The sequence below is a fragment of the Streptomyces sp. NPDC127114 genome, from assembly GCF_042677525.1.
Classification (GTDB): domain Bacteria; phylum Actinomycetota; class Actinomycetes; order Streptomycetales; family Streptomycetaceae; genus Streptomyces.
Genome location: NZ_JBHXTJ010000009.1, coordinates 1 through 22,047, shown reverse-complemented (window position 1 = coordinate 22,047; position 22,047 = coordinate 1). Strand labels below are relative to the sequence as shown.

Annotated in this window: 17 protein-coding genes; 6 read left to right on the top strand and 11 right to left on the bottom strand. The window is 73.7% G+C overall.

The genetic code is table 11. The features are described from left to right. Window positions 1–124: 124 nt before the first annotated feature. Window positions 125–1,012: a siderophore-interacting protein gene (locus ACFVGS_RS11970; RefSeq protein ID WP_385692415.1), complete on the bottom strand. Its 888-nt coding sequence runs from the start codon at window positions 1,010–1,012 to the stop codon at window positions 125–127. A gap of 3 nt (window positions 1,013–1,015) precedes the next feature. After that, window positions 1,016–2,071 (bottom strand): ABC transporter substrate-binding protein, encoded by a 1,056-nt coding sequence (locus ACFVGS_RS11965; RefSeq protein WP_384409216.1) that lies wholly within the window; start codon window positions 2,069–2,071, stop codon window positions 1,016–1,018. Window positions 2,072–2,353: 282 nt separating this feature from the next. On the opposite strand from ACFVGS_RS11965, the gene ACFVGS_RS11960 reads away from it, so the two are divergent. Further along, entirely contained in the window at window positions 2,354–3,892 is a 1,539-nt protein-coding gene (locus ACFVGS_RS11960; protein ID WP_385692414.1) for a hypothetical protein, read from the top strand. A gap of 65 nt (window positions 3,893–3,957) precedes the next feature. Here the strand turns inward: ACFVGS_RS11960 and ACFVGS_RS11955 are convergent, their stop codons facing one another. From ACFVGS_RS11955 to ACFVGS_RS11940, 4 genes are read right to left on the bottom strand one after another with little or no spacing between them, the layout of a single operon-like run. Further along, window positions 3,958–5,118, bottom strand: a complete 1,161-nt coding sequence (locus ACFVGS_RS11955; protein ID WP_384409220.1) for an acyl-CoA dehydrogenase family protein — start codon at window positions 5,116–5,118, stop codon at window positions 3,958–3,960. A gap of 2 nt (window positions 5,119–5,120) precedes the next feature. Further along, window positions 5,121–6,059: a hydroxymethylglutaryl-CoA lyase gene (locus ACFVGS_RS11950; RefSeq protein WP_384409222.1), complete on the bottom strand. Its 939-nt coding sequence runs from the start codon at window positions 6,057–6,059 to the stop codon at window positions 5,121–5,123. Beyond that, window positions 6,056–7,981: a biotin carboxylase N-terminal domain-containing protein gene (locus tag ACFVGS_RS11945; protein ID WP_385692492.1), complete on the bottom strand. Its 1,926-nt coding sequence runs from the start codon at window positions 7,979–7,981 to the stop codon at window positions 6,056–6,058. Before ACFVGS_RS11945 ends, ACFVGS_RS11950 begins: the two co-directional genes overlap by 4 nt. A 27-nt stretch (window positions 7,982–8,008) precedes the next feature. Then, window positions 8,009–9,616, bottom strand: coding sequence for a carboxyl transferase domain-containing protein (locus ACFVGS_RS11940; protein WP_384409224.1), 1,608 nt, complete (start codon window positions 9,614–9,616; stop codon window positions 8,009–8,011). Window positions 9,617–9,728: 112 nt separating this feature from the next. Here ACFVGS_RS11940 and ACFVGS_RS11935 point away from each other — a divergent pair, with 112 nt between their 5' ends. Together ACFVGS_RS11935 and ACFVGS_RS11930 are read left to right on the top strand one after the other, a co-directional pair. Further along, on the top strand, window positions 9,729–10,340 hold the full coding sequence (locus ACFVGS_RS11935; protein ID WP_384409226.1) for a TetR/AcrR family transcriptional regulator: 612 nt from the start codon (window positions 9,729–9,731) through the stop codon (window positions 10,338–10,340). An 86-nt stretch (window positions 10,341–10,426) separates the two neighbouring features. Further along, entirely contained in the window at window positions 10,427–11,209 is a 783-nt protein-coding gene (locus ACFVGS_RS11930) for a phosphatase (RefSeq protein ID WP_384409228.1), read from the top strand. A gap of 38 nt (window positions 11,210–11,247) precedes the next feature. Here the strand turns inward: ACFVGS_RS11930 and ACFVGS_RS11925 are convergent, their stop codons facing one another. Further along, a complete protein-coding gene (locus ACFVGS_RS11925; RefSeq protein ID WP_384409230.1) occupies window positions 11,248–12,168 on the bottom strand; it encodes a cation diffusion facilitator family transporter in 921 nt (306 codons plus the stop codon). Window positions 12,169–12,238: 70 nt separating this feature from the next. Here ACFVGS_RS11925 and ACFVGS_RS11920 point away from each other — a divergent pair, with 70 nt between their 5' ends. Continuing rightward, entirely contained in the window at window positions 12,239–14,935 is a 2,697-nt protein-coding gene (locus tag ACFVGS_RS11920) for a SpoIIE family protein phosphatase (protein ID WP_385692413.1), read from the top strand. Window positions 14,936–15,027: 92 nt separating this feature from the next. Here the strand turns inward: ACFVGS_RS11920 and ACFVGS_RS11915 are convergent, their stop codons facing one another. From ACFVGS_RS11915 to ACFVGS_RS11905, 3 genes are all read right to left on the bottom strand, one after another. Then, window positions 15,028–15,900: an acyl-CoA thioesterase gene (locus ACFVGS_RS11915; protein WP_384409234.1), complete on the bottom strand. Its 873-nt coding sequence runs from the start codon at window positions 15,898–15,900 to the stop codon at window positions 15,028–15,030. Next, a complete protein-coding gene (locus tag ACFVGS_RS11910) occupies window positions 15,901–17,058 on the bottom strand; it encodes an acyl-CoA dehydrogenase family protein (RefSeq protein ID WP_384409236.1) in 1,158 nt (385 codons plus the stop codon). Between the two features lie 114 nt (window positions 17,059–17,172). Continuing rightward, entirely contained in the window at window positions 17,173–18,582 is a 1,410-nt protein-coding gene (locus ACFVGS_RS11905) for a helix-turn-helix domain-containing protein (protein ID WP_385692412.1), read from the bottom strand. A 162-nt stretch (window positions 18,583–18,744) separates the two neighbouring features. On the opposite strand from ACFVGS_RS11905, the gene ACFVGS_RS11900 reads away from it, so the two are divergent. Continuing rightward, the gene (locus ACFVGS_RS11900; protein WP_384409240.1) at window positions 18,745–19,350 is read left to right on the top strand and encodes a hypothetical protein; all 606 of its coding nucleotides are present in this window, start codon (window positions 18,745–18,747) and stop codon (window positions 19,348–19,350) included. Between the two features lie 7 nt (window positions 19,351–19,357). Here ACFVGS_RS11900 and ACFVGS_RS11895 read toward each other — a convergent pair whose 3' ends face one another. Beyond that, window positions 19,358–20,842, bottom strand: coding sequence for a PucR family transcriptional regulator (locus ACFVGS_RS11895; RefSeq protein ID WP_385692411.1), 1,485 nt, complete (start codon window positions 20,840–20,842; stop codon window positions 19,358–19,360). A gap of 138 nt (window positions 20,843–20,980) precedes the next feature. On the opposite strand from ACFVGS_RS11895, the gene speB reads away from it, so the two are divergent. Further along, window positions 20,981–21,958, top strand: a complete 978-nt coding sequence (gene speB, locus ACFVGS_RS11890; RefSeq protein ID WP_384409244.1) for an agmatinase — start codon at window positions 20,981–20,983, stop codon at window positions 21,956–21,958. The last annotated feature ends 89 nt before the right edge of the window (window positions 21,959–22,047 follow it).

Here is a 22,047-nt window from a genome sequence, read left to right as displayed (position 1 = left end):
TGAGGGGACGCAAGGAACCTTCGGTGTCTTGGTTAGGTTAGCCTAACCTAAATTTGCAGCACAATGGCCCCCCAACCCGAGCGGGTTGAGGGGCCGTGCGCCCTGCGGGGGGTAAGAGGGGTGGCTATGCCACGTCCTGCGCCTCGTCCTGCGCCGTCTCGTCCGGGACCTCGCGCAGGGCGTCCTCGGACAGGCCCTTGCGCCAGTAGCCCACGAACGTCACGCGGCGCTTGTCGATCCCGCGCTCGCGCACGAAGTGGCGGCGCAGCGCCTTCACGGAACCGGACTCGCCCGCGATCCACACGTACGGCGACTCGCCGGGCAGCTCGGCGCCCGCGATCACCTCGACCGCGGACGGCGCGCCCTCCTCCCGCACCAGCCAGGTGACGGTCGCGTCGGCCTCGGTCGCGAGCTCCACGCGGTCGCCGGAGTACGGGACGTCGAGGTAGACGTGCGCGCGGGTCTCCGCGGGCAGCCACTCCAGGATCGCGGAGACCGCCGGCAGGGCCGTCTCGTCGCCCCACACGAGCACGGAGTCCGCGTCGGCGGGCAGCTGGAAGCGGACGCCCGTGTTCTCGGCCACGGCGGGACCGAGCACGACGACCCGGTCGCCGGCCTTGGCCTGCTGGGCCCAGCGGCAGGCGGGGCCGACGCCCGTGTCGGCGCCTGACGTCGCTTCGTGGATCGCGAAGTCGATGTCGATCTCGTCCACCGGCGAGGTGCGCTGCGCACGGACGGTGTACGAGCGCATCACGGCCCGCTCGTCGTGCGGCATGGCCCGGTAGGCGCCCAGGATCGCGTACATGTCCGGGTCGTCGAGCGGCGGCAGCACCGGCGCGTCCTGCCCCGGGTGGGGCAGGAACAGCGAGAGCGACTGGTCGCGACCGCCGGAGGCGAAGCGCTTCAGGTCCTCACCGGTGAAGGTGACGCGGACCAGGGACGGCCCGAGCCGCCGCGTCCGGTCGACCTGGAGGGAGAAGAACTGGAACGGGGCGGTCTCGGCGTTCGTCATGGGTCAGGACACCTTCTTGGCGGTCTCGAGGGCCTTGGCCAGGTCCTCGAGCAGCGGGGCGCACTTGGCGTAGGAGTAGATCGGCTCGGTCACGCGCGGGATCACCTGGCCGGCCTTGACGGCGGGCAGCGCGGCCCAGGTGGGCTTGGCCTTCAGGGCCTCGGGCTGGAGGGCCGAGGTGCGGTTGTCGAGCATGATGATGTCGGCCTGGTACTTGTCGACGTTCTCCCAGCTCAGGCCCTCGAACCAGCCGCCCTGGTCGAGCTTGGAGGGGACGACGATGTTGACGCCCAGCTCCTTGAAGAAGAGCGTGTCGGTCGGGCGGACCGGGGTGGAGACGTAGAAGAGGTCCGGCGCGCCGGAGCCGATGAGGACCTTGATGTCCTTCTTGCCCTGGGCGGCCTTGCGGACGCGCTCGGCGGCGGCCTCGAAGCGGGCCTTGTCCGCCTTGATCTGCGCGGTCTGCACGTCGGCGCCGAGCGAGGCGGCGAGGTCGGCGTGGCGCTGCAGGACGGCCGGCATGGACTTGTCGGCGGCCCACAGGGCGACGCTCGGCGCGATCTTGAGGATCTTGTCCTTCTGCTCGGCCGGGACATACCAGAGGTCGTTCTTCTCCCACATGTCCGTGACGAGGAGCTCGGGCTGGAGCTTGAGGTACTCCTCGATCTTGAACTCGCCCCAGACGTTGCCGATGACCTTGACCTTCTCGATGTCGAGGTCGCCGGCCTGCACGTCGGGCGTCTTCGCCTTGGTCTTCGGGTCCTCGACGTAGGTCGGGCCGAAGACGCCCTTGACCTCGATGCCGAAGTCCTTGAGGGCGGCGGCCGTTCCGGTGAAGGCGACGATGTTCTTCGGGGTGGACTTCGCCTCGACGGCGGTGCCGCGGTCGTCGGTGAACTTCCACGGGCCGGCCTTCTCGGAGGCCTTGGCGGGCGAGCCGCCGTTCTTCTCGCCACCCTTGTCGCCGCAGGCGGCGAGCGCGGCGCCGAGCCCGAGGGCGCCGCCCGCGGCGAGCAGACCGCGACGGGTGAGGGAAGTGGCTCGGGCGGTGCTGGGCATGGCGAAGTCGCTTTCGTACGTGCCGGGGTCGGCCTGGGCAATTCGTGGGTAGGTTAGCCTAACCTCAGTCCGATCAACAGGGGTGGGGTCGCCGGGCCGGGAGTGAGGCCCGCCACCTTGCGGGCCTCCAGGGAACGGCCCGTCACCCCGCCCGCCCGGCCCCGCCTCCGGCGGGTCACCACGTCGCCACCTGATCCGAAAGACCTCTGACGGAGTGACGGACGCGGCCGGCACGGTACGTCGCCTGGCCGTCGGGCGCCGGACCCGAGCAGCGTGGACCGGATGAGCCCCCTCACCGCTCCCGTACCGCGACCGTCCCTCCCGGAGACCGGGTCCGACGTCCGCCGGCGGCGCCTCACGCCGATTCCGCCGTCACACCCCGCCTTCCGGCCGGCCGCCCTCGCGGTCCTGTTCACCCTCGCCCAACTCGCGCTCGTCGTCCCCGGATCCGGCCTCGGCTGGGACGAGTCCGTCTACGTCAGCCAGGTCGGCGGCAACGCCCCGCCCGCGTTCTTCAGCGCGCCCCGCGCCCGGGGCATCTCGTACCTCGTCGCCCCCGTCGCCTTCCTCACGGCCTCGACCACCGCGATCCGCGTCTACCTGGCCCTGCTGTCGGGAGCCGCCCTGTTCGGCACGCTGTGGATCTGGCGCCGGATCCTTCCCGTGCCCGTGCTCACCGTCGCGGGCGGCCTGTTCGCCGGACTGTGGATCACCCTGTTCTACGGGCCGCGCGTGATGCCCAACCTGTGGTGCGCGTTCGGCGCCCTGGCCGCCGTCGGCTGCTTCCTGCGCGCCGTCGGGAAGCCCCGGGGCCACGGCCAGGGCCGCGCGGCCCTCCTCGGTCTCGGCGCCGCCGTGGGCGCGGTCACCCTGCTGAGGCCCGCCGACGGGCTCTGGCTGGCCCTCCCGCTCCTCGCCGCAGCCCTGCTCGTGCCCGCCTGGCGCCGCCGCCCGGCGGTGTCCCTCGCCCTCGTCGCCGGGCCGCTGCTCGGGGCCGCGCCGTGGATCGCCGAGGCCCACGCGCAGTACGGCGGGCTCACCGCCCGGCTGCGCCGCGCCGGCGAGATCCAGGGCCACCTGGGCTGGTACATGTCCGTCGACGACCACCTCAGGGCACTCGCGGGCCGCACCCTGTGCCGGCCCTGCGACGTGCCGTGGGACCAACCGGTCACCGCCCTCTGGTGGTTCCTGCTGCCGGTCGCCGTCGCCGCCGGCATCGTCGCCGCCTTCCGGGCCGGCCGCGGCGCGCCCGCCGTGCTCGCCACCGTCACCGCGCTCTCGCTGGCCGCCCCGTACCTCTTCACCGTCGGCTACGCCGCGCCCCGCTTCCTGCTCCCGGCCTACGCCCTGCTGGCCCTGCCCGCCGCCGAGGCGCTCGTGCACGCGCTCACCGCGGTGCGCCCGGCCCGCCGGCCGCTGGCCGTGGGGCTGCTCACCGGTCTCCTCGTCGGCCATCTCGCCGTCCAGTACGCCGTGCTCTCCAAGGCCGTCGCCCACAGCCGTTCCACCCGCGCGCAGTTCACGGGGATCGCCACCGCCCTGCACGGCGTCGGCGTCCGGCCGCCGTGCCTGGTCAGCGGCAAGGAGTACGTGCTCGTCGGCTACTACGCGGGCTGCACCTCGCGCGCGGTCGGCGGCCACGACGCCGCCATCACCCCGGCGGGCGTCGTCGCGGCCGCCCGCCGCATGCCGGTCGCCGTCCTCGTCACCGCCGGCGCCGCACCGCCGGCGTACGCGAGGACCTGGCGCCCGGTGCGGCTGCCCGCGGCTCCCGGCTGGGACCGCTACGACGCGTATGTGCCGCCCGGCACGGCACCGTGAAACGGGGCGCACCCGCCGCACACGGTTCGGTGCGGCGGGTGCGGGACGGTGTTTCCGCGGTCGGGTCAGGCCGACAGGCCCAGTTCCCGGGCGATCAGCATCCGCTGGACCTCGCTGGTGCCCTCGCCGATCTCCAGGATCTTGGAGTCGCGCCACATCCGGGCCACCGGGTACTCGTTCATGAAGCCGTAGCCGCCGTGGATCTGGGTCGCCTCGCGCGCGTTGTCGACGGCCACGGTCGACGAGTACAGCTTCGCGAGCGCCGCCTCCTTCTTGAACGGCTCGCCGAGGACGAGGCGGGAGGCCGCGTCGCGCCAGCCGATGCGGGCCATGTGGGCGCGCATCTCCATGTCGGCGATCTTGAACTGGATGGCCTGGTTGTCGGCGATCGGACGGCCGAAGGCGTGACGTTCCTTCGCGTACTTCACCGACTCGTCCACACAGCCCTGCGCCAGACCCGTGGCCAGCGCCGCGATCGCGATCCGGCCCTCGTCCAGGATCCGCAGGAACTGCGCGTAGCCGCGGCCCTCCTCGCCGAGCAGGTTCTCCACCGGGACGCGCACGTCGTCGAAGGAGAGCTCACGGGTGTCCGAGGCGTTCCAGCCGACCTTCGAGTACGGGGCGGCGACCGTGAAGCCCGGCGTGCCGGACGGGACGATGATCGAGGAGATCAGCGGCCTGCCGTCCGCCTTGCGGCCGGTGACGGCGGTGACCGTGACCAGACCCGTGATGTCCGTGCCGGAGTTGGTGATGAAGCACTTCGAGCCGTTGATGACCCAGTGGTCGCCGTCGCGGACCGCCGTCGTGCGGGTGCCGCCGGCGTCCGAGCCGGCGCCCGGCTCGGTCAGGCCGAACGCGCCGAGCACCTCGCCGGCGCACAGCTTCGGCAGCCACTCCCGCTTCTGCTCCTCCGTGCCGAAGCGGTAGACCGGCATCGCGCCCAGCGAGACGCCCGCCTCCAGGGTGATGGCGACCGAGGAGTCGACCCGCGCCAGCTCCTCCAGGGCGATGCCGAGCGCCAGGTAGTCGCCGCCCATGCCGCCGTACTCCTCGGGGAACGGCAGGCCGAACAGGCCCATGCGGCCCATCTCGCGGACGATCTCGTACGGGAACTCGTGCCGCTCGTAGTAGTCGCCGATCTTCGGGGCGACGACGTCGTGGGCGAACGCCTCGACGGTACGGCGGAGTTCCTCGTGCTCTTCGGAGAGCCGGTGGTCGAGGGACATGCTCAGGACTCCTTGTGGGAGAGCGCACGGACGGTACGGGAAGGGCTCGGTCGGCCCAGCTGTTCGGCCATCCACACGCTGGTGTCGGTGAGGGCGGCCAGGTCGACCCCGGTCTCGATGCCGAGACCGCGGAACATCCACACGAGGTCCTCTGTGGCGAGGTTGCCGGTGGCGGACTTGGCGTACGGGCAGCCGCCGAGGCCTCCGGCGGAGGCGTCGAAGACGGTGACCCCGTGCTCCAGCGCCGCGTAGGCGTTGGCGAGGGCCTGCCCGTAGGTGTCGTGGAAGTGCACGGCGAGGCGCGAGGTGGGCACCCCGGCCTCGTTCAGCGCGGAGAGCAGGGCGCGGACGTGGCCCGGCGTGGCGACGCCGATGGTGTCGCCGAGGCTCAGCTCGTCACAGCCCATGTCGGCGAGGGCCTTGGTGACGCGGACGACCTGCTCGACCGGCACGGCACCCTCCCACGGGTCGCCGAAGCACATGGAGAGGTAGCCGCGGACCTTCAGACCGGCCTCTATGGCCCGGGTGACGGTCGGCGCGAACATCAGGAGCGCCTCGTCGACGGTCCGGTTGAGGTTGGCCTTCGCGAAGGACTCGGTCGCCGAGGCGAAGACGGCGACCTCGCGGGCGCCGAGCGCGAGCGCCCGGTCGAGCCCGCGCTCGTTCGGCACCAGCACGGGCAGCCGTACGGGCAGGTCACGGACGCGCGGGAACAGCTCCTCGGCGTCGGCGAGCTGGGGCACCCACTTCGGGTGCACGAAGCTGGTCGCCTCGACCGTGGTCAGGCCCGCGGCGACGAGCCGCCGGACGAACTCGGCCTTCACGTCGGTCGGGACGGCCGTCTTCTCGTTCTGCAGGCCGTCGCGGGGCCCGACCTCGTGGATCCGGACCCGGGCCGGCAGCCCGGCGGCGGGCACGGTCATCGGCAGTCCGGTGCTCATGCGTCCTCCTCCTCGCGGGGCGTCACCACGGCCAGGACCTGGTCCATGGCGACGGTCGTGCCGGGCGTGACGTCCAGTTCGGTGACGGTGCCGGAATGCGGGGCGGAGATGACGTGCTCCATCTTCATCGCCTCCACCACGAGCAGGCTCTGTCCGGCCTCCACCTCGTCACCGACCGCCACCTTGACGACCGTGACGGTCCCCGGCATGGGCGCGGCGAGCGTGTCGGCCCCGCCGTGCCGGGCCCCGGACAGCGCGGCGGCGACCGGGTCGTGGTCGAGCACGTGCCAGGAGTCGCCGTCGCGGCCCAGCCAGTCGCCCGCGCGGTGGAAGCGGTGGGTGAGCCCGTCCACGGTCACGGTCACCGACCGGTCCGTCACCCGCGCGCCGGACGGCGCGCCGTGCGTGACGGGTTCGGATCCCGGCACCCGGAACGGGAAGGCGAGCGGCTTCGGGGCGCCGCCCAGGCGCCAGCCGCTGGGGACCGAGAACGGGTCCGTCCAGCCCTCGCGGGGCGCCGGGGCCAGCGCGTCGAGCCGGACCGCCGCGGCCGCCGCGTACACCTCCTCCGGGACGCCCTGCGGGACCAGGCTCTCCGCGTCCCGCTCGACCAGGCCCGTGTCGAGCTCGCCGGAGACGACGTCCGGGTGCGCCAGCAGCCTGCGCAGGAAGCCCGCGTTGGTGGGCACGCCCAGGGCGACCGTGTCCGCGAGGGCGGCGCGGAGCTTGCGCAGGGCCGTGGGGCGGTCCTTGGCGTGGACGATGACCTTCGACAGCATCGGGTCGTAGAGGGACGACACCTCGGTGCCCTCGGCGAGACCCGAGTCGGTGCGCACCCCGTCGCCCTGCGGCTCGTTCAGGGACAGCACCGTGCCGCCCGACGGCAGGAAGCCGCGGGAGGGGTCCTCCGCGCAGATCCGGGCCTCGATCGCCCAGCCGTCCAGCCGGACGTCCTCCTGCCCGAACGACAGCGGCTCGCCCGCCGCCACCCGCAGCTGCCACTCCACCAGGTCCAGGCCCGTGACGAGCTCCGTCACCGGGTGCTCCACCTGGAGACGGGTGTTCATCTCCATGAAGTAGTACGAGGCGGGGTCGCCGCCCGGCACGATGAACTCGACCGTGCCCGCGCCGACATAGCCGCAGGACCGCGCCGCCTCGACCGCCGCCGCGCCCATCGCCGCCCGGATCTCCGGGGTCAGCAGGACGCTCGGCGCCTCTTCGATGATCTTCTGGTGGCGCCGCTGGAGCGAGCACTCGCGCTCGCCGAGGTGGACGACGTTGCCGTGCGCGTCCGCCAGGACCTGGATCTCGATGTGCCGCGGCCGGTCGATCCACCGCTCCACGAGGAGCGTGTCGTCGCCGAACGAGGAGCGCGCCTCGCGCCGCGCCGCCGCGATCTCCTCCTCCAGGACGGTCAGGTCGCGCACCAGGCGCATGCCCTTGCCGCCGCCGCCCGCGCTCGGCTTGAGCAGCACGGGCGCGCCCAGCTCGCGGGCGGCGTCGGCGATGTCGGGGTCGGCGGCGCCGGGGACGACCGGCACGCCCGCCGCCTTCACGGTCTCCTTCGCCCGGATCTTGTCGCCCATCAGCGAGATCGCCTCGGCCGGCGGGCCGATGAAGACCAGGCCGGCCTCCGCGCAGGCCCGCGCGAATCCCGCGTTCTCCGCGAGGAAGCCGTAGCCGGGGTGGACGGCCTGCGCGCCGGTGCGGGCGGCGGCGTCGAGCAGGGCCGGCACGGAGAGGTACGACTGCGAGGCCGGCGCGGGCCCGATCCGTACCGCCGTGTCCGCCTCCCGTACGTGCCGGGCGTCGGCGTCCGCGTCGCTGTACACGGCGACCGAACGCACGCCGAGTTCGCGCAGGGTGCGGATCACCCGGACGGCGATCTCGCCGCGGTTGGCGACGAGGACGGTGTCGAACATGTGCTGCTGCATCGTCTGGGTGTCCCTTTACATCCGGAAGACGCCGAACTGGGGGTCACCCAGGGGCGCGTTGGCGCACGCGGTCAGGGCGAGACCCAGCACCTGCCGGGTCTCCATCGGGTCGATGACCCCGTCGTCCCACAGCCGGGCGGTCGCGTAGTAGGCGTTGCCCTGCGTCTCGTACTGCGCGCGGATCGGATCCTTGAAGGACTCCTCCTCCTCGGCGCTCCACGCGTCACCGAGCTGGTCGCGCTTGACCGTGGCGAGGACCGATGCGGCCTGCTCGCCGCCCATGACGGAGATCTTGGCGTTCGGCCACATCCACAGGAAGCGGGGCGAGTACGCCCGGCCGCACATCGAGTAGTTGCCCGCGCCGTACGAGCCGCCGACGACCACGGTGAGCTTCGGGACGCGGGTCGTGGCCACCGCCGTCACCATCTTGGCGCCGTGCTTGGCGATGCCGCCGTGCTCGTACGCCTTGCCGACCATGAAGCCGGTGATGTTCTGCAGGAAGACGAGCGGGATGCCGCGCTGGTCGCACAGCTCGATGAAGTGCGCGCCCTTCTGTGCCGACTCGGCGAACAGGATGCCGTTGTTGGCGACGATCCCGACCGGGTGGCCGTGGATCCGGGCGAAGCCGGTGACCAGCGTCTGCCCGTACTCGGCCTTGAACTCCTGGAAGCGGGAGGCGTCCACGATCCGCGCGATCACCTCGCGCACGTCGTAGGGCGTGCGGGAGTCGACCGGCACGGCGCCGTACAGACCCGCCGGGTCGACCTTCGGCTCCTCGGCCGGCTCCACCGACCAGGGGAGCGGGCCGCGCTCGGGGAGGGTGGCGACGATGTTGCGGACGATGCGGAGCGCGTGGGCGTCGTCCTCCGCCAGGTGGTCGGTGACGCCGGAGATCCGCGAGTGGACCTCGCCGCCGCCGAGCTCCTCCGCGGTCACGACCTCGCCGGTCGCCGCCTTCACCAGCGGCGGGCCGCCGAGGAAGATCGTCCCCTGGTTCCGGACGATCACCGCCTCGTCGCTCATCGCCGGGACGTACGCGCCGCCGGCCGTGCAGGAGCCCATGACCGCCGCGATCTGCGGGATGCCGGCGCCGGACATCCGGGCCTGGTTGAAGAAGATCCGCCCGAAGTGCTCGCGGTCCGGGAAGACCTCGTCCTGCATGGGCAGGAAGGCGCCGCCGGAGTCCACGAGGTAGAGGCAGGGCAGGCGGTTCTCCAGCGCCACCTCCTGCGCCCGCAGGTGCTTCTTCACCGTCATCGGGTAGTACGTGCCGCCCTTGACCGTCGCGTCGTTGGCGACGATCACGCACTCGCGGCCGGAGACCCGCCCGATGCCCGCGATCACGCCGGCGGCCGGGGCCTGGTCGCCGTACATCCCGTTGGCCGCGAGCGGGGCCAGCTCCAGGAAGGGCGAGCCCGGGTCGAGGAGGGTGTCCACGCGGTCGCGCGGCAGCAGCTTGCCGCGCGCGGTGTGCCGGGCGCGGGCCTTCTCGCCGCCGCCGAGGGCGGCCGCCGCGAGCTTGTCGCGCAGGGTCGCGGCCAGCTCGTGGTGAGCCGCCTCGTTGGCCTGCCAGGCCGGCGACGCGGGATCGGCCGCGCTCGTCAGCACAGGTGCCTGCTGCATCCGTCGAGCTCCCTTGCTCGGTCGGTCCACTCGTTCAGGAGTGCTGTTAATGACCGTTAACGTATGTCCTTCAGGTTAACGACCGCTAACGGGGTTGTCTAGAATCGAATCCATGACCACGACGCCGACCCCGACGCCGGCCCCGAACGGCCGGACCGACGCCCTGACGCGACGCGAGCAGATCCTCAAGGAGGCCGCCCGCCTCTTCGCCGAGCGCGGCTTCCACGGGGTGGGCGTGGACGAGATAGGAGCCGCGGTCGGCATCAGCGGGCCCGGGCTCTACCGGCACTTCCCCGGCAAGGACGCGATGCTCGCGGAGCTGCTCGTGGGCATCAGCGAGCGGCTGCTCGACGGCGGGCGGCTGCGGGTCGCCGAGTCGGACGGCGACCCGCGGGCCGTGCTCGGCTCCCTCATCGACGGCCACATCGACTTCGCCCTCGACGACCGGCCCCTCATCACCCTCCACGACCGCGAGCTCGACCGGCTCAAGGACGAGGACCGCAAGCGGGTCCGCCAGCTCCAGCGGCAGTACGTCGAGCTGTGGGTCGCCGTCGTGCGCGAGCTGTACCCGGACGCGGCCGAGTCCGAGGCCCGCGCCGCCGTCCACGCCGTCTTCGGCCTGCTGAACTCCACGCCCCACCTGGGCACGCCGCTGGGTCGCACGGAGCTGGAGACCCTGCTGCGCGGCCTCGCCCGGGGCGCCTTCGGGGCCCTCGGGGCCTGACGCCCGCGGCCGGAGGCGCGGCCGGGGGACGTTCGCCCACCGATATCCGCGGCCTTCCGGGGCCGCGGACCGGCAGAATGGGGCGCATGCCGATACTCAGCCGCGCCGACCTCGTCGAGCACCTCGTCCGGACCCGTATCGCCGGAGACGTCGCCACCCCGCGTGACAACAACCTCAGCCACTACCGCAAGCTCGCCAACGGCGACCGGCACTACTGGTTCGGCCTCGAGTTCGGCGACCGGTGGAACGACGAGCAGGACGTGCTCGCCGTGATGGCCGAGCGGTGCGGCGTCGTCGACGACCCGGCGCACCGGACCGGCCAGGACACCATCGACCCCGAGCTGACCGTCGCCGCGCTCGACCGGATGGCCGCCCGCCTCGCGAAGGCCGCCGCCGCCAAGGAGCGCGTGCTGTTCGCGACCGGGCACCCGGGCTCCCTGATCGACGCCCACGGCCGGGTCGCCGCCGCACTGCGGACGCGGGGCTGCGACATCGTCCGTATCCCCGGCGGACTGACCGCCGACGAGGGCTACGTCGTGCAGTTCGCCGACGTCGCCGTCTTCGAGCGGGGCGCCTCGCTCTGGCACACCCACTCCCCGGAGCCCATGAACGCGATCCTCGACGGCCTGGCCGCACTGGGCGAGCCCGCGCCGGACCTCGTCGTCGCCGACCACGGGTGGGCGGGGCGCGCGGCCCAGCGCGGCGTGGACGCCGTCGGGTACGCGGACTGCAACGACCCGGCCCTGTTCCTGGCGGAGGCGGAGGGGACCATGCAGGTCACCGTCCCGCTGGACGACCACGTGGTGGACCCGCGGTACTACGAGCCGCTGACCGCCTACGTCCTGGACGCGGCGGGGCTGCTCGACTGAGGTCCGGCCCTCGCGGCCGGTGCGGGGGCCCGTCGGCGTCATCCGTGGCCCGGGGTCGGGTCCAGGTAGACCCGGCGGACGGCGGGGAAGCGGTCGCGGAGCCGTGACTCCGCCTGCTCGCAGGCGAGTTCGACCTGCTCGGCCGAGGCCATGTCCCGGAAGTCGATCTTCGCGGCGACCAGCACCTCGTCGGGCCCCTGGATCAGCGTCGTCAGGTCCAGGACGCCGACCACGTGGTCCACGGCCAGGAGTTCGTCGCGCACCGCTTCCCGCATCGGGCGGGGAAGCGGGCGGCCGATCAGGAGTTCCGCGTTGGAGCGGCCGAGGACCCAGGCCACGTGGACGAGCAGCGCGCCGATGAGGATCGAGGCGACGCCGTCCCAGACGCTCGAACCGGTGATCTCGACGCCGAGCAGGCCGCCGGCCGCCAGCATCAGGCCGGCGAGGGCGGCCGAGTCCTCCAGGACGACCGCCTTGACGGTGGTGTCCGGCGTGAGGCGCAGGTAGCGGCCGAAGGGCGCCTTCGCGCGGGCCGCCTCCGCCGTCACCTGCCGGATCGCGGTCCGCAGGCTGAGGCCCTCGAGGACGAAGGCGATGCCGAGGACGACGTACGAGACGAGGGGGTCGCCCAGCTCCTCGCCGTGCGTGAGGGTGTGGACGCCGTCGTAGACCGAGAAGACCGCGCCGCCCACGAAGGTGGCGACCGCGGCCAGCAGCGCCCACACGTAGCGCTCGCCCGCGTACCCGAAGGGGTGGTCCTCGTCGGCCGGCTTCCCGCTGCGCCTGAGGGCCGTGAGCAGCATGACCTCGGTGACGGTGTCGGCGAGCGAGTGGGCCGCCTCGGACAGCATCGCGCTCGATCCGGAGATCACGCCGGCGACGGCCTTGGCGGCGGCGATGCCCAGGTTGGCCGTGGCCGCCACGATCACTGTGAAGAGACTCTCGCCCTGTTCCGCCATGCATCGGACGGTATGTCTGATTATCGGGACGAGAGGAGAACGACACCCGCCCCGGTGCTAGAAAAGAGGCATGGCTGGATTCGCCGGCCACCTGCGCTCGATGCTGGGCGCACGCACCGTCGCCCGTCAGGTCTTCCTCCTGCAGGTGGCGATCGTGGTGCTCCTCGTCGTCGCGGCCATGGTGGCGCTCGTCCTGCAGTCCCGCAGCGACAGCGAGCGGGAGGCACGAAGCCGCTCCCTCGCCGTGGCGCAGACCTTCGCCGCCGCGCCCGGCCTCAAGGAGGCCCTGGCCTCCCCCGACCCCTCCGCGGCGCTGCAGCCCATGGCCGAACGGGCCAGGACGGGAGCCGGGGTGTCGTTCCTCGTCGTGATGACGACCGACGGCGTGCGCTACACCCACCCCAACCAGGCCCAGATCGGACGGCACTACATCGGCGCGATCGCCCCCGCCGTCGCGGGCGGCGTCGTCAGCGAGACCGTCACCGGAACCCTCGGCCCGGCCGTCCAGGTCGTCGTGCCCGTCGTCGAGGACGACGGCGACGTGGTCGCCCTGGTGGCCGCCGGCGTCACGCTCGACGAGGTGAGCGGGGTCGCCGAGGCCCAGCTGCCGCTGCTGTTCGGCACCGCGGCCGCCGCCCTCGCGCTCACCGCCGGCGGGACCGCCCTGGTCAGCCGGCGCCTGCTGCGCCAGACCCACGGACTGGGGCCCGCCGAGATCACCCGGATGTACGAGCACCACGACGCGGTGCTGCACGCCGTACGGGAGGGCGTGCTCATCCTCGACGGCGAGCGCCGCCTCGTCCTCGCCAACGACGAGGCCCGCAGACTGCTCGGCCTCACCGCCGACGCCCAGGGGCGCCGGGCGACGGAGCTCGGGATCGACCCGGACATGGCACGGCTCCTCGACTCGGGCCGGCCGGCCGCCGACGAGGTCCACGTGGCCGGCGACCGCCTGCTCGCGGTCAACCAGCGCCCCACCGACCGGGACGGCGGCCCGTCCGGCACCGTCGTCACCCTGCGGGACACCACCGAACTGCGGGCGCTCGCCGGCCACGCGGACGTCGCCCGGGAGCGGCTGCGCCTGCTCTACGACGCCGGGCTGCGGATCGGCACCACGCTCGACGTGGTGCGGACCGCCGAGGAACTGGCGGACTTCGCGGTCCCCCGGTTCGCCGACTTCGTCACCGTCGACCTCGCCGATCCGGTCGTGCGCGGGGAAGAGCCCGCGGGCCCGGGCGCGGACATGCGCCGGGTGGCGTTCCGCGGCGTCCGCGACGACAGCCCCCTCTACCCGGCCGGCAGCCTCATCGGCTTCGTGTCGTCCACCCCGCAGGCGGCGGCCTTCCGAACCGGAGAGGTCGTCATGGAGGCGGACATGGCCGCGCTCTCCGGGTGGCAGCGGCAGGACCCGGACAACGCCCGGCGGCTGCTCTCGTACGGGATCCACTCCATGATCGCGGCCCCGCTGCGGGCCAGGGGAGCAGTCCTTGGCGTGGCCACCTTCTGGCGCTCCGAGCAGCCCGAACCCTTCGAACAGGACGACCGGTCACTGGCCGAGGAGCTGGTCGCCCGCGCCGCGGTCAGCGTCGACAACGCCCGCCGCTACACGCGCGAACACACCATGGCGGTCACCCTGCAGCGCAGCCTGCTCCCGCGGGCCCTGCCCGAGCAGACCGCCGTGGACGTCGCCCACCGCTACCTGCCGGCGCACCCCGGGGCCGGCGGCGTGGGCGGTGTCGGCGGCGACTGGTTCGACGTCATCCCGCTGCCGGGCGCCCGGGTGGCGCTCGTGGTGGGCGACGTGGTCGGGCACGGCCTGCACGCCGCCGCCACCATGGGGCGGCTGCGGACCGCCGTCCACAACTTCTCCAACCTGGACCTGCCCCCCGACGAGCTGCTGTGGCACCTGGACGAGCTGGTCGCCCGGATCGACCAGGACGAGGCGGCGGCAGGCGACGGCGACGCGGTGGTGCCGGTCACCGGCGCCACGTGCCTGTACGCGGTCTACGACCCGATGTCCCGCGTCTGCACGCTGGCCCGCGCCGGGCACCTCGGCCCCGTCCTGGTGCGGCCCGACGGCGCCGCCGAGTTCCCCGACGTCCCCGGCGGACCGCCGCTCGGCCTGGGCGGCCTGCCGTTCGAGACGGCCGAGCTGCGACTGGACGAGGGCAGCACCCTCGTGCTCTACACCGACGGGCTCGTCGAGGCCCGTGGCCGCGACATCGACGAGGGGCTCGACCTGCTGCGGAGCGCGGTCGCCCACGCCGGGCGCTCGCCGGAGGAGACCTGCCGCGCCGTCCTGGAGTCCGTGCTGCCCCGTCACCCCGGCGACGACGTCGCCGTGCTCGTCGCCCGGACCCGCGTGCTGGACGCCGGCCGCACCGTCACGTGGGAGGTGCGCTCCGATCCTTCCGCCGTGGCCCCGGTGCGTGCCGCGGCCACCCGGACGCTGGAGGACTGGGGCCTGCCGGAGGAGGCGTTCACCACCGAGCTGATCCTGAGCGAGCTGGTCACGAACGCCATCCGCTACGGCGTCGACCCGGTCCGCGTGCGGCTGATCCGCGACCGCGCGCTGATCTGCGAGGTCTCCGACGGCAGCAGCACCGCCCCGCACCTGCGCCGGGCCGCCCTCTCGGACGAGGGAGGCCGCGGTCTGTTCCTGGTGGCCCAGGTCGCCGAGCGCTGGGGGACCCGCTACACGCCCGACGGCAAGGTCATCTGGGCGGAACAGCCGCTGCCCGGACCGGCCCCCGGCAGCGGCCGGTGATGAGCCGTCGGCTCCGGTCCGGCGCCTGGCGCCGCCGGCGATGAGCCGTCGGCCCCGGACCGCCCTCCGGCAGCCGACACCGAGCCGTCGGGTCATCCGCGCGGGACGCGGACGACACCCTCCTGGATGACGGAGATCGCGAGCCGGCCGTCCTGCGTGTAGATCCGGGCCTGGCCGAGACCGCGCCCGCCGGACGCGGTCGGCGACTCCTGGTCGTACAGCAGCCACTCGTCCGCCCGGAAGGGCCGGTGGAACCACATGGCGTGGTCGAGGGACGCCCCGACGACGTCGCCGACGGCCCAGCCGCCGCGCCCGTGGGCGAGGAGGATCGAGTCGAGCAGCGTCATGTCGGAGACGTAGGTGGCCAGGACGACGTGCAGCAGCGGGTCGTCGGCCAGCTTGCCGTTGGTGCGGAACCAGACCTGGGAGCGCGGCTCGCGGGGCTGTCCGACGGATCCCCAGGGCGGGACGTCGGCGTAGCGCAGGTCCACCGCCGCCCGGGCCTCGATCAGCCGGTCCGCGACCTCGCGCGGGAGGTGACGGGGCAGCATCTCGGCCGGGGCCGGCAGCGACTCCGGGTCCGGTGCGGCCGGCATGTCGTACTGGTGGTCCAGGCCCTCCTCGTACGTCTGGAAGGACGCCGAGAGGTGGAAGATCGGCTGGCCGTGCTGGACCGCCACCACGCGCCGGGTGGTGAAGGAGCGTCCGTCGCGGATGCGGTCCACGTTGTAGACGATCGGCGCGCCCGGGTCGCCCGCGCGCAGGAAGTACGCGTGCAGGGAGTGGGCGGGACGGTCCTCGGGGACGGTCCGGCCCGCCGCCACCAGCGCCTGGGCGGCCACCTGGCCGCCGAAGACGCGGGGGACGATCGAGGGACGGGACTCGCCCCGGAAGATGTCCCGCTCGATCCGCTCCAGGTCGAGCAGATCGAGCAGGTCATCCAGCGCCGTATGAGCGTCGGGCACCTACAGGCCCATCGACTTGGCGATGATCGACTTCATGATCTCGCTGGTGCCGCCGTAGATGCGGTTGACGCGGTTGTCCGCGTACAGGCGGGCGATCGGGTACTCGTTCATGTAGCCGTAGCCGCCGTGCAGCTGGAGGCAGCGGTCGATGACGCGGTGCGCGACCTCGGTGCAGAAGAGCTTGGCGGAGGCGGCCTCGGCCGGGGTCAGCTCGCCCGCGTCCAGGGCCTCGAGGGCGCGGTCGGCGACGGCCTCGGCGGCGTCGACCTCGGCCTGGCAGGCGGCCAGCTCGAACTTGGTGTTCTGGAAGTGCGCGACCGGCTTGCCGAAGACCGTGCGGTCCGTGACGTACTGCTGCGCGAACCGGACGGCGGCCTTGGCCTGGGCGTACGCGCCGAAGGCGATGCCCCAGCGCTCGGAGGCGAGGTTGTGGCCGAGGTAGTAAAAGCCCTTGCCCTCCTCGCCGAGCAGGTCCTCGACCGGCACCTTGACGTCGACGAACGCCAGCTCGGCGGTGTCGGAGGTGCGCAGGCCCAGCTTGTCGAGCTTGCGGCCGATGGAGTAGCCCTCGGACTTGGTGTCCACGGCGAAGAGGGAGATGCCGAAGCGGCGGTCCTCGGCCGAGGGGGCGGAGGTGCGGGCGCAGACGATCACGCGGTCGGCGTGGACACCGCCGGTGATGAAGGTCTTGGCGCCGTTGAGGACGTAGTGGGTGCCGTCCTCGGAGAGCTTGGCGGTGGTCTTCATGCCCGCGACGTCGGAGCCGGTGCCCGGCTCGGTCATCGCCAGGGCCCACATCTCCTCGCCGGAGACGAACTTGGGGAGGTAACGCTTCTTCTGCTCGTCGGTGGCGAGCATCTTGATGTACGGCAGGGCGAGCAGGACGTGCACGCCGGAGCCGCCGAACTGCACGCCGGCGCGGGCGGTCTCCTCGTAGAGGACGGCCTCGAACTTGTGGGTGTCCAGGCCGGCGCCGCCGAACTCCTCGGGCACGTTGATGCCGAAGATGCCCAGCTCGCCGAGCTTGTAGTAGAAGTCGCGGGGCGCCTGACCGGCGGCGAACCACTCGTCGTAGACCGGGACGACCTCGGCCTCGATGAAGGCCCGGATGGTCTCCCGGAACGCCTCGTGGTCCTCGTTGAATACGGTACGGCGCACGAGCCGCCTCCTTCGGGTCCTGTCCTGGTTTCCGGCCGCCGCCTGGCGCTCTGACGCTTGCGGATGTTGTCTAAGCGCTTGCTCAGCCTGCTTTTCCTCGAAGTTACCCAGCAGTCACCCGCTCTGTCCAGAGTCCTCCGATGTGATCCAGCGCCGACTCTCGCCGTCGTACTCGTACGTGGGCCTGCCCGCGGCCCCGCTGGTACGGAACGGCCGCCCGCCCTCGTCCGTGATCCGTACGGTCCCCGACCGCCCCTCGGAACTCCACTCCAGCTCCAGGTACCACCGGCAGTCGCAGCCCGCCGTCCGCGCCGAGACGAGCAGCTCCTCGGGCTCCGTGACGGTGACCTTGTACGGGAAGGCGACGGCCGGGATCGACCGGCCCTCGCCGGAGGCGTCGTAGCCGTCGACCGGCCGGGCGAGTGGACGCGGCCGGTCGAGGTCGACGGCGAAATGGCGCGGCGTGAGCGCCCCGCCGCAGCCCGGGGACGACCGGTACGCACGCCACTGCAGCGGTTCGCCGCGCTCCACGACCCGCACGTGCAGCCCCCGCAGCACGACGGCGGCCCCCGACCGGCCCTGCACCGTGATGCGCACCGGCGTCTCACCGGCGGGCACGGCCCCCTGCGCCCGCGCCCACCCGGCGGTCCCGAAGCCGTCGGGTGGCGCGGGCATCCGCTGCGGGTCCCGGTCGAGGAGGTAGACGCCGCCGCAGCCGCCCTGCCAGACGTCGGAGGCGGCGGAGACCGTGAGCGGGGCAGGGGCGGCGGGGGCGGCGCTGCCGGACGCCGCGGGCGGTGCGGCGGGCGCACCGGCCCCGGGGCCCGACGACGGGAGCAGCAGCGCCCCGAGCCACAGGCCGAGGGCGGCGACGGCGACGACGGCGCCGACGACGAGGAGCGGGCGGCGTCGGCGGGGGCGGGCGGGGTCGGCGCCGGTACGGGTGACGGGGACGACGGGACTGCTGTCGGGGTCGACGGGACGCTCGTCGTCGAGGGCGGTGCCTGTGACGGGGTGGGGGCGCAGGCGGGCGGGGGAGCCGACGAGGTGGCCGCCGGCGGGGCGCGAGCCGGCGCCGGAGGCGGCGGGCCGGATGTCCGTATCCGGGTCCGCTCCCGCGTTCGGGTCCGCGTCCGTGCCCCTAGAGGGCTCGGCGTCCCGGCCGCCTGGATCCGGGGCCGGGGCCAGGGCGGGGTCCACGGCCACGGCCTCGGCCGACGCGGCAGTGGGCGTCGACGCGGCAGCCGGCGTCGGCGCCGCCTGCGCCGCCGGGCGGCGGGCGCGGTCGGCGCGCTGCCAGGCGGCCTCCAGGGCGCGGCGTTCCTCCTCGTCGGCGCCGCACAGGACGGCCAGGCGGTCGACGACCGCGAAGCTCTCCGGCACGGTCGCGCCGGAGCAGTACCGGTGGAGGGTGGACGCGCTGACGCTCAGGCGCCGGCCCAGCGCCTCGTAACTCCGCCCGTCCCGCGCCTTCAGCGCGCGCACGAGCCGCGCGAACTCCTCGACGGCGGCGTCCTTCGGCATTCCATCCCCCTCGACCCTGCGTCTCACCCTTCACGTTCTTGCACGTCAGCGGGGGTGGAATGGTTCCGGGACGGATGGTCGGCGCGGCACCGTTGCGAGCGGCGGGCGCCGGCCCGACGCTGGTGGAGCACCGACCGAACCACCTCACGGGGGATCCACCACATGAACACGTTCCGTACCGCACTGGCCACCGCCGCCGCTGCCGCCCTGGGTCTCGCGGCCCTCGCGACGGCCCCGGCGCAGGCCGCCGCCCAGCCCGCCTTCCTGGCCGCCTCCCAGATGCCGCCGTCGTCGACGCCGTGGACGGCGACCCAGATCTTCCCCGGCGTCCCCGAGAACGGCGGCGTCCTCTGCGCCTCGTACAAGATCCCGGCGCAGAACACCCGCTACCGCGAGTTCAGCACCGAGCTCGACACCAACGGCGTCCAGGTCACCACCGTCGCCCGCACCGAGGCCGACGCCGTGAAGCTGGTCGACACCCTCCGCAAGTCCCTGGCCGGCTGCGGCCCGCTGCTGGAGAAGCAGAACCCGGGCCTGAAGGCGGTCAGCGCCTACCACGGCAAGCTCGCCGTCGAGGAGGGCGCCTGGGTCTACAGCCTGGACACCGCCGACCCGCAGGTCGGCAACACCGACATCCACCTCTTCTCGGTCGGCCGCGACGGCCGCACCGTCACCCTCGTCCGCTGGGGCCAGATGGGCGACCTGAAGGACGCTCCGCTGACCGCCTTCCGCACGACGACGAAGACGGCCGTCAACAAGCTGTACTGACCGGTGGTCAGGCGGACCTGAGCGCGAACCACAGCTCCATCCGTACGTCCGGGTCGTCCAGGTCCCGGTCGAGGAGCGTCGCGGTGCGGGCGATCCGCTGCCGGACGGTGTTGCGGTGGATGTCCATCGCCACCGCCGTCCGGTCCCAGCTGCCGTGCAGCGAGAGCCAGGTGCGCAGGGTTTCGTTGAGCGCGGGGGAGAGCGGGGCCAGGAGGGTACGGGCGTAGGCCGCCGCCTCGTCCGGGTCCACGAGGCCCGCGACCCCGGCGGTGCGGTGCCGTACGAGCGGCGTCCGGGTCGCCTCGGCCCTGCGCAGGGCCCGCGCGGCCTGCGCGTCGGCGGCGGCGAGCGCCCCCGCCTCGGCGGGGGCGCTCACGCCGAGCGTCCAGCCTGGCTGGGCGGCGACGGCGACGGAGGCGGGAAGCAGCAGGCGCACGGGCCGGGGCCGGCCGTTCGGGGGCGGTGCGGCGCCGGGCGGTGCGGCGCCGGGCGGTACGCCTTCGCCCGGATCCAGCAACGGCGTCCCCAGCGCCGCCGCCAGTGCCGCCGCCGCGAACGGCGTCCCGTCGCCGCCCGACGCGTGGACCACCGTCCAAGGGCCCGGGCCCAGAACCTGAACGGCCTCCGCGGGGGAGGCGCCGAGCAGGAGCTGGACCAGGGCCGTGTCGCGGGCCGTGACGTCGGCGGCGCGGTGCGGGGCCGTGAGAAGGGACAGGAGGACGACCGCCACGCCCGCGATGGTGTGATCGCTCGGCGCGCGCCGTTCCGCGGCCACGCCCAGGGTCAGCCCTTCACCGCCGCCCAGCGCGTACGCGGCGAGCCGGAGCCCGCCGCCCTCGCCGCTCGCGGAGGCCGGTCCGCCGGGCCGCGGGCCGAGCACCGTCGCCAGGTCGGCGAGCGCCCGCCCCGCCTCCGGCGGGATCTCGCGGCCGGCCGCCGCCGATTCCGTACCGTCCGGGCCGAACAGCACGGCCCGTCCGCCGAGCCGGGAGGCGAGCGCGCCGAGGACCGCCGGCACCGGCGCCGGGCGGGCGGCGGCCGTCGCCAGGGACTGCTGGGCCTCGCTCACCCGGCGCAGCTCGTGCAGCCGGGCCTCCGCCATCAGCCGCCACAGCGCCCGGGCCACCGCCGTGAACGGCGTCTGCGGCGGCACCTCGATCAGCGGCAGCCCGCGCGCGGCGCAGGCCTCCACCAGCGCGGGCGGCACCGTGTCGTACACGGGCGTGACGCCGAAGCCGAGCGCCGCCGCGCCCGCCTCCACCACCCGCTCGACGTACCGTGCCGGGTCGGTGAGCTGGACGCCGGCCGTCATCAGGAGCTCGCCGCCGAGGAGGTACGGATAGGGGTCGGCCATCTCCGAGGTGTGGACCCAGTGCAGCGAGACCTCCGGCGAACCGGCGCGCAGCCGCAGTCCGAGCTCGTCGCGGGCGAGCAGCGAGGCCAGCGGGACCGGCGGCGCGGGGGGAGTGGCGCCGGGCTCCGGTGGGGTCATGGCGCTCATGGCAGACACGACTGTGGACCCTTCGTCTATCGGCCGCCCGTACAGTGGAGGAAACGTACACTTCAATGTCGCTTTCGGGCCACTTACCGTCGAGCCGGACCCCACCGACACCCCCAGGAGGACCCGAGCATGAGCAGCAGCGACCAGAACGCGTTCCGCGGCCCGATCGACTCGTCCCGCATCCCGCGGTACGCCGGTCCCGCGACGTTCGCCCGGCTGCCGCGACTCGACGAGGTCGGCACCGCCGACGTCGCCGTGGTCGGCGTCCCCTTCGACAGCGGCGTCTCCTACCGCCCGGGCGCCCGTTTCGGCGGCAACGCCATCCGCGAGGCCTCCCGCCTGCTCCGCCCGTACAACCCGGCGCAGGACGCCTCGCCGTTCGCGCTCGCCCAGGTCGCGGACGCCGGTGACATCGCGGCGAACCCGTTCAACATCAACGAGGCCGTCGAGACGGTCGAGGCGGCCGCGGACGAGATCCTGGGCACCGGCGCCCGCATGATGACCCTGGGCGGCGACCACACCATCGCGCTGCCGCTGCTCCGCTCGGTCGCGAAGAAGCACGGCCCGGTGGCCCTGCTGCACTTCGACGCCCACCTCGACACCTGGGACACGTACTTCGGCGCGGAGTACACCCACGGCACCCCGTTCCGCCGTGCCGTCGAGGAGGGCATCCTCGACACCGAGGCCCTGTCCCACGTCGGTACGCGCGGTCCGCTGTACGGCAAGCAGGACCTGACCGACGACGAGAAGATGGGCTTCGGCATCGTCACCTCGGCGGACATCTACCGCCGCGGCGCCGACGAGGTCGCCGACCAGCTGCGCCAGCGCATCGGCGACCGCCCGCTGTACATCTCCATCGACATCGACTGCCTCGACCCGGCCCACGCCCCCGGCACCGGCACCCCCGAGGCGGGCGGCATGACCTCCCGCGAGCTCCTGGAGATCCTCCGCGGCCTGTCCTCCTGCAACCTGGTCTCCGCCGACGTCGTCGAGGTCGCCCCGGCCTACGACCACGCCGAGATCACGGCCGTCGCCGCCTCGCACACGGCCTACGAGCTGACGACGATCATGTCCCGCCAGATCGCGGCGAGCCGCGCGGCCGAGTAGGACCAGGGCGGTGGGGGGGGCGGATCGGTGGGCCACCGCGCCCGCCACACCACCCGCCCCACAACCAACCACCCCCCGCACGACGACCA

Excerpts from the sequence above, each read along its gene's own strand:
- ACFVGS_RS11970 (WP_385692415.1), bottom strand. The coding sequence starts at position 1,012 with ATGACGAACGCCGAGACCGCCCCGTTCCAGTTCTTCTCCCTCCAGGTC.
- ACFVGS_RS11925 (WP_384409230.1), bottom strand. The coding sequence starts at position 12,168 with ATGGCGGAACAGGGCGAGAGTCTCTTCACAGTGATCGTGGCGGCCACG.
- speB (WP_384409244.1), top strand. The coding sequence starts at position 20,981 with ATGAGCAGCAGCGACCAGAACGCGTTCCGCGGCCCGATCGACTCGTCC.
- ACFVGS_RS11905 (WP_385692412.1), bottom strand. The coding sequence starts at position 18,582 with ATGCCGAAGGACGCCGCCGTCGAGGAGTTCGCGCGGCTCGTGCGCGCG.
- ACFVGS_RS11955 (WP_384409220.1), bottom strand. The coding sequence starts at position 5,118 with ATGTCCCTCGACCACCGGCTCTCCGAAGAGCACGAGGAACTCCGCCGT.
- ACFVGS_RS11895 (WP_385692411.1), bottom strand. The coding sequence starts at position 20,842 with ATGACCCCACCGGAGCCCGGCGCCACTCCCCCCGCGCCGCCGGTCCCG.
- ACFVGS_RS11950 (WP_384409222.1), bottom strand. The coding sequence starts at position 6,059 with ATGAGCACCGGACTGCCGATGACCGTGCCCGCCGCCGGGCTGCCGGCC.
- ACFVGS_RS11935 (WP_384409226.1), top strand. The coding sequence starts at position 9,729 with ATGACCACGACGCCGACCCCGACGCCGGCCCCGAACGGCCGGACCGAC.
- ACFVGS_RS11920 (WP_385692413.1), top strand. The coding sequence starts at position 12,239 with ATGGCTGGATTCGCCGGCCACCTGCGCTCGATGCTGGGCGCACGCACC.
- ACFVGS_RS11900 (WP_384409240.1), top strand. The coding sequence starts at position 18,745 with ATGAACACGTTCCGTACCGCACTGGCCACCGCCGCCGCTGCCGCCCTG.
- ACFVGS_RS11945 (WP_385692492.1), bottom strand. The coding sequence starts at position 7,981 with ATGTTCGACACCGTCCTCGTCGCCAACCGCGGCGAGATCGCCGTCCGG.
- ACFVGS_RS11940 (WP_384409224.1), bottom strand. The coding sequence starts at position 9,616 with ATGCAGCAGGCACCTGTGCTGACGAGCGCGGCCGATCCCGCGTCGCCG.
- ACFVGS_RS11965 (WP_384409216.1), bottom strand. The coding sequence starts at position 2,071 with ATGCCCAGCACCGCCCGAGCCACTTCCCTCACCCGTCGCGGTCTGCTC.
- ACFVGS_RS11960 (WP_385692414.1), top strand. The coding sequence starts at position 2,354 with ATGAGCCCCCTCACCGCTCCCGTACCGCGACCGTCCCTCCCGGAGACC.
- ACFVGS_RS11930 (WP_384409228.1), top strand. The coding sequence starts at position 10,427 with ATGCCGATACTCAGCCGCGCCGACCTCGTCGAGCACCTCGTCCGGACC.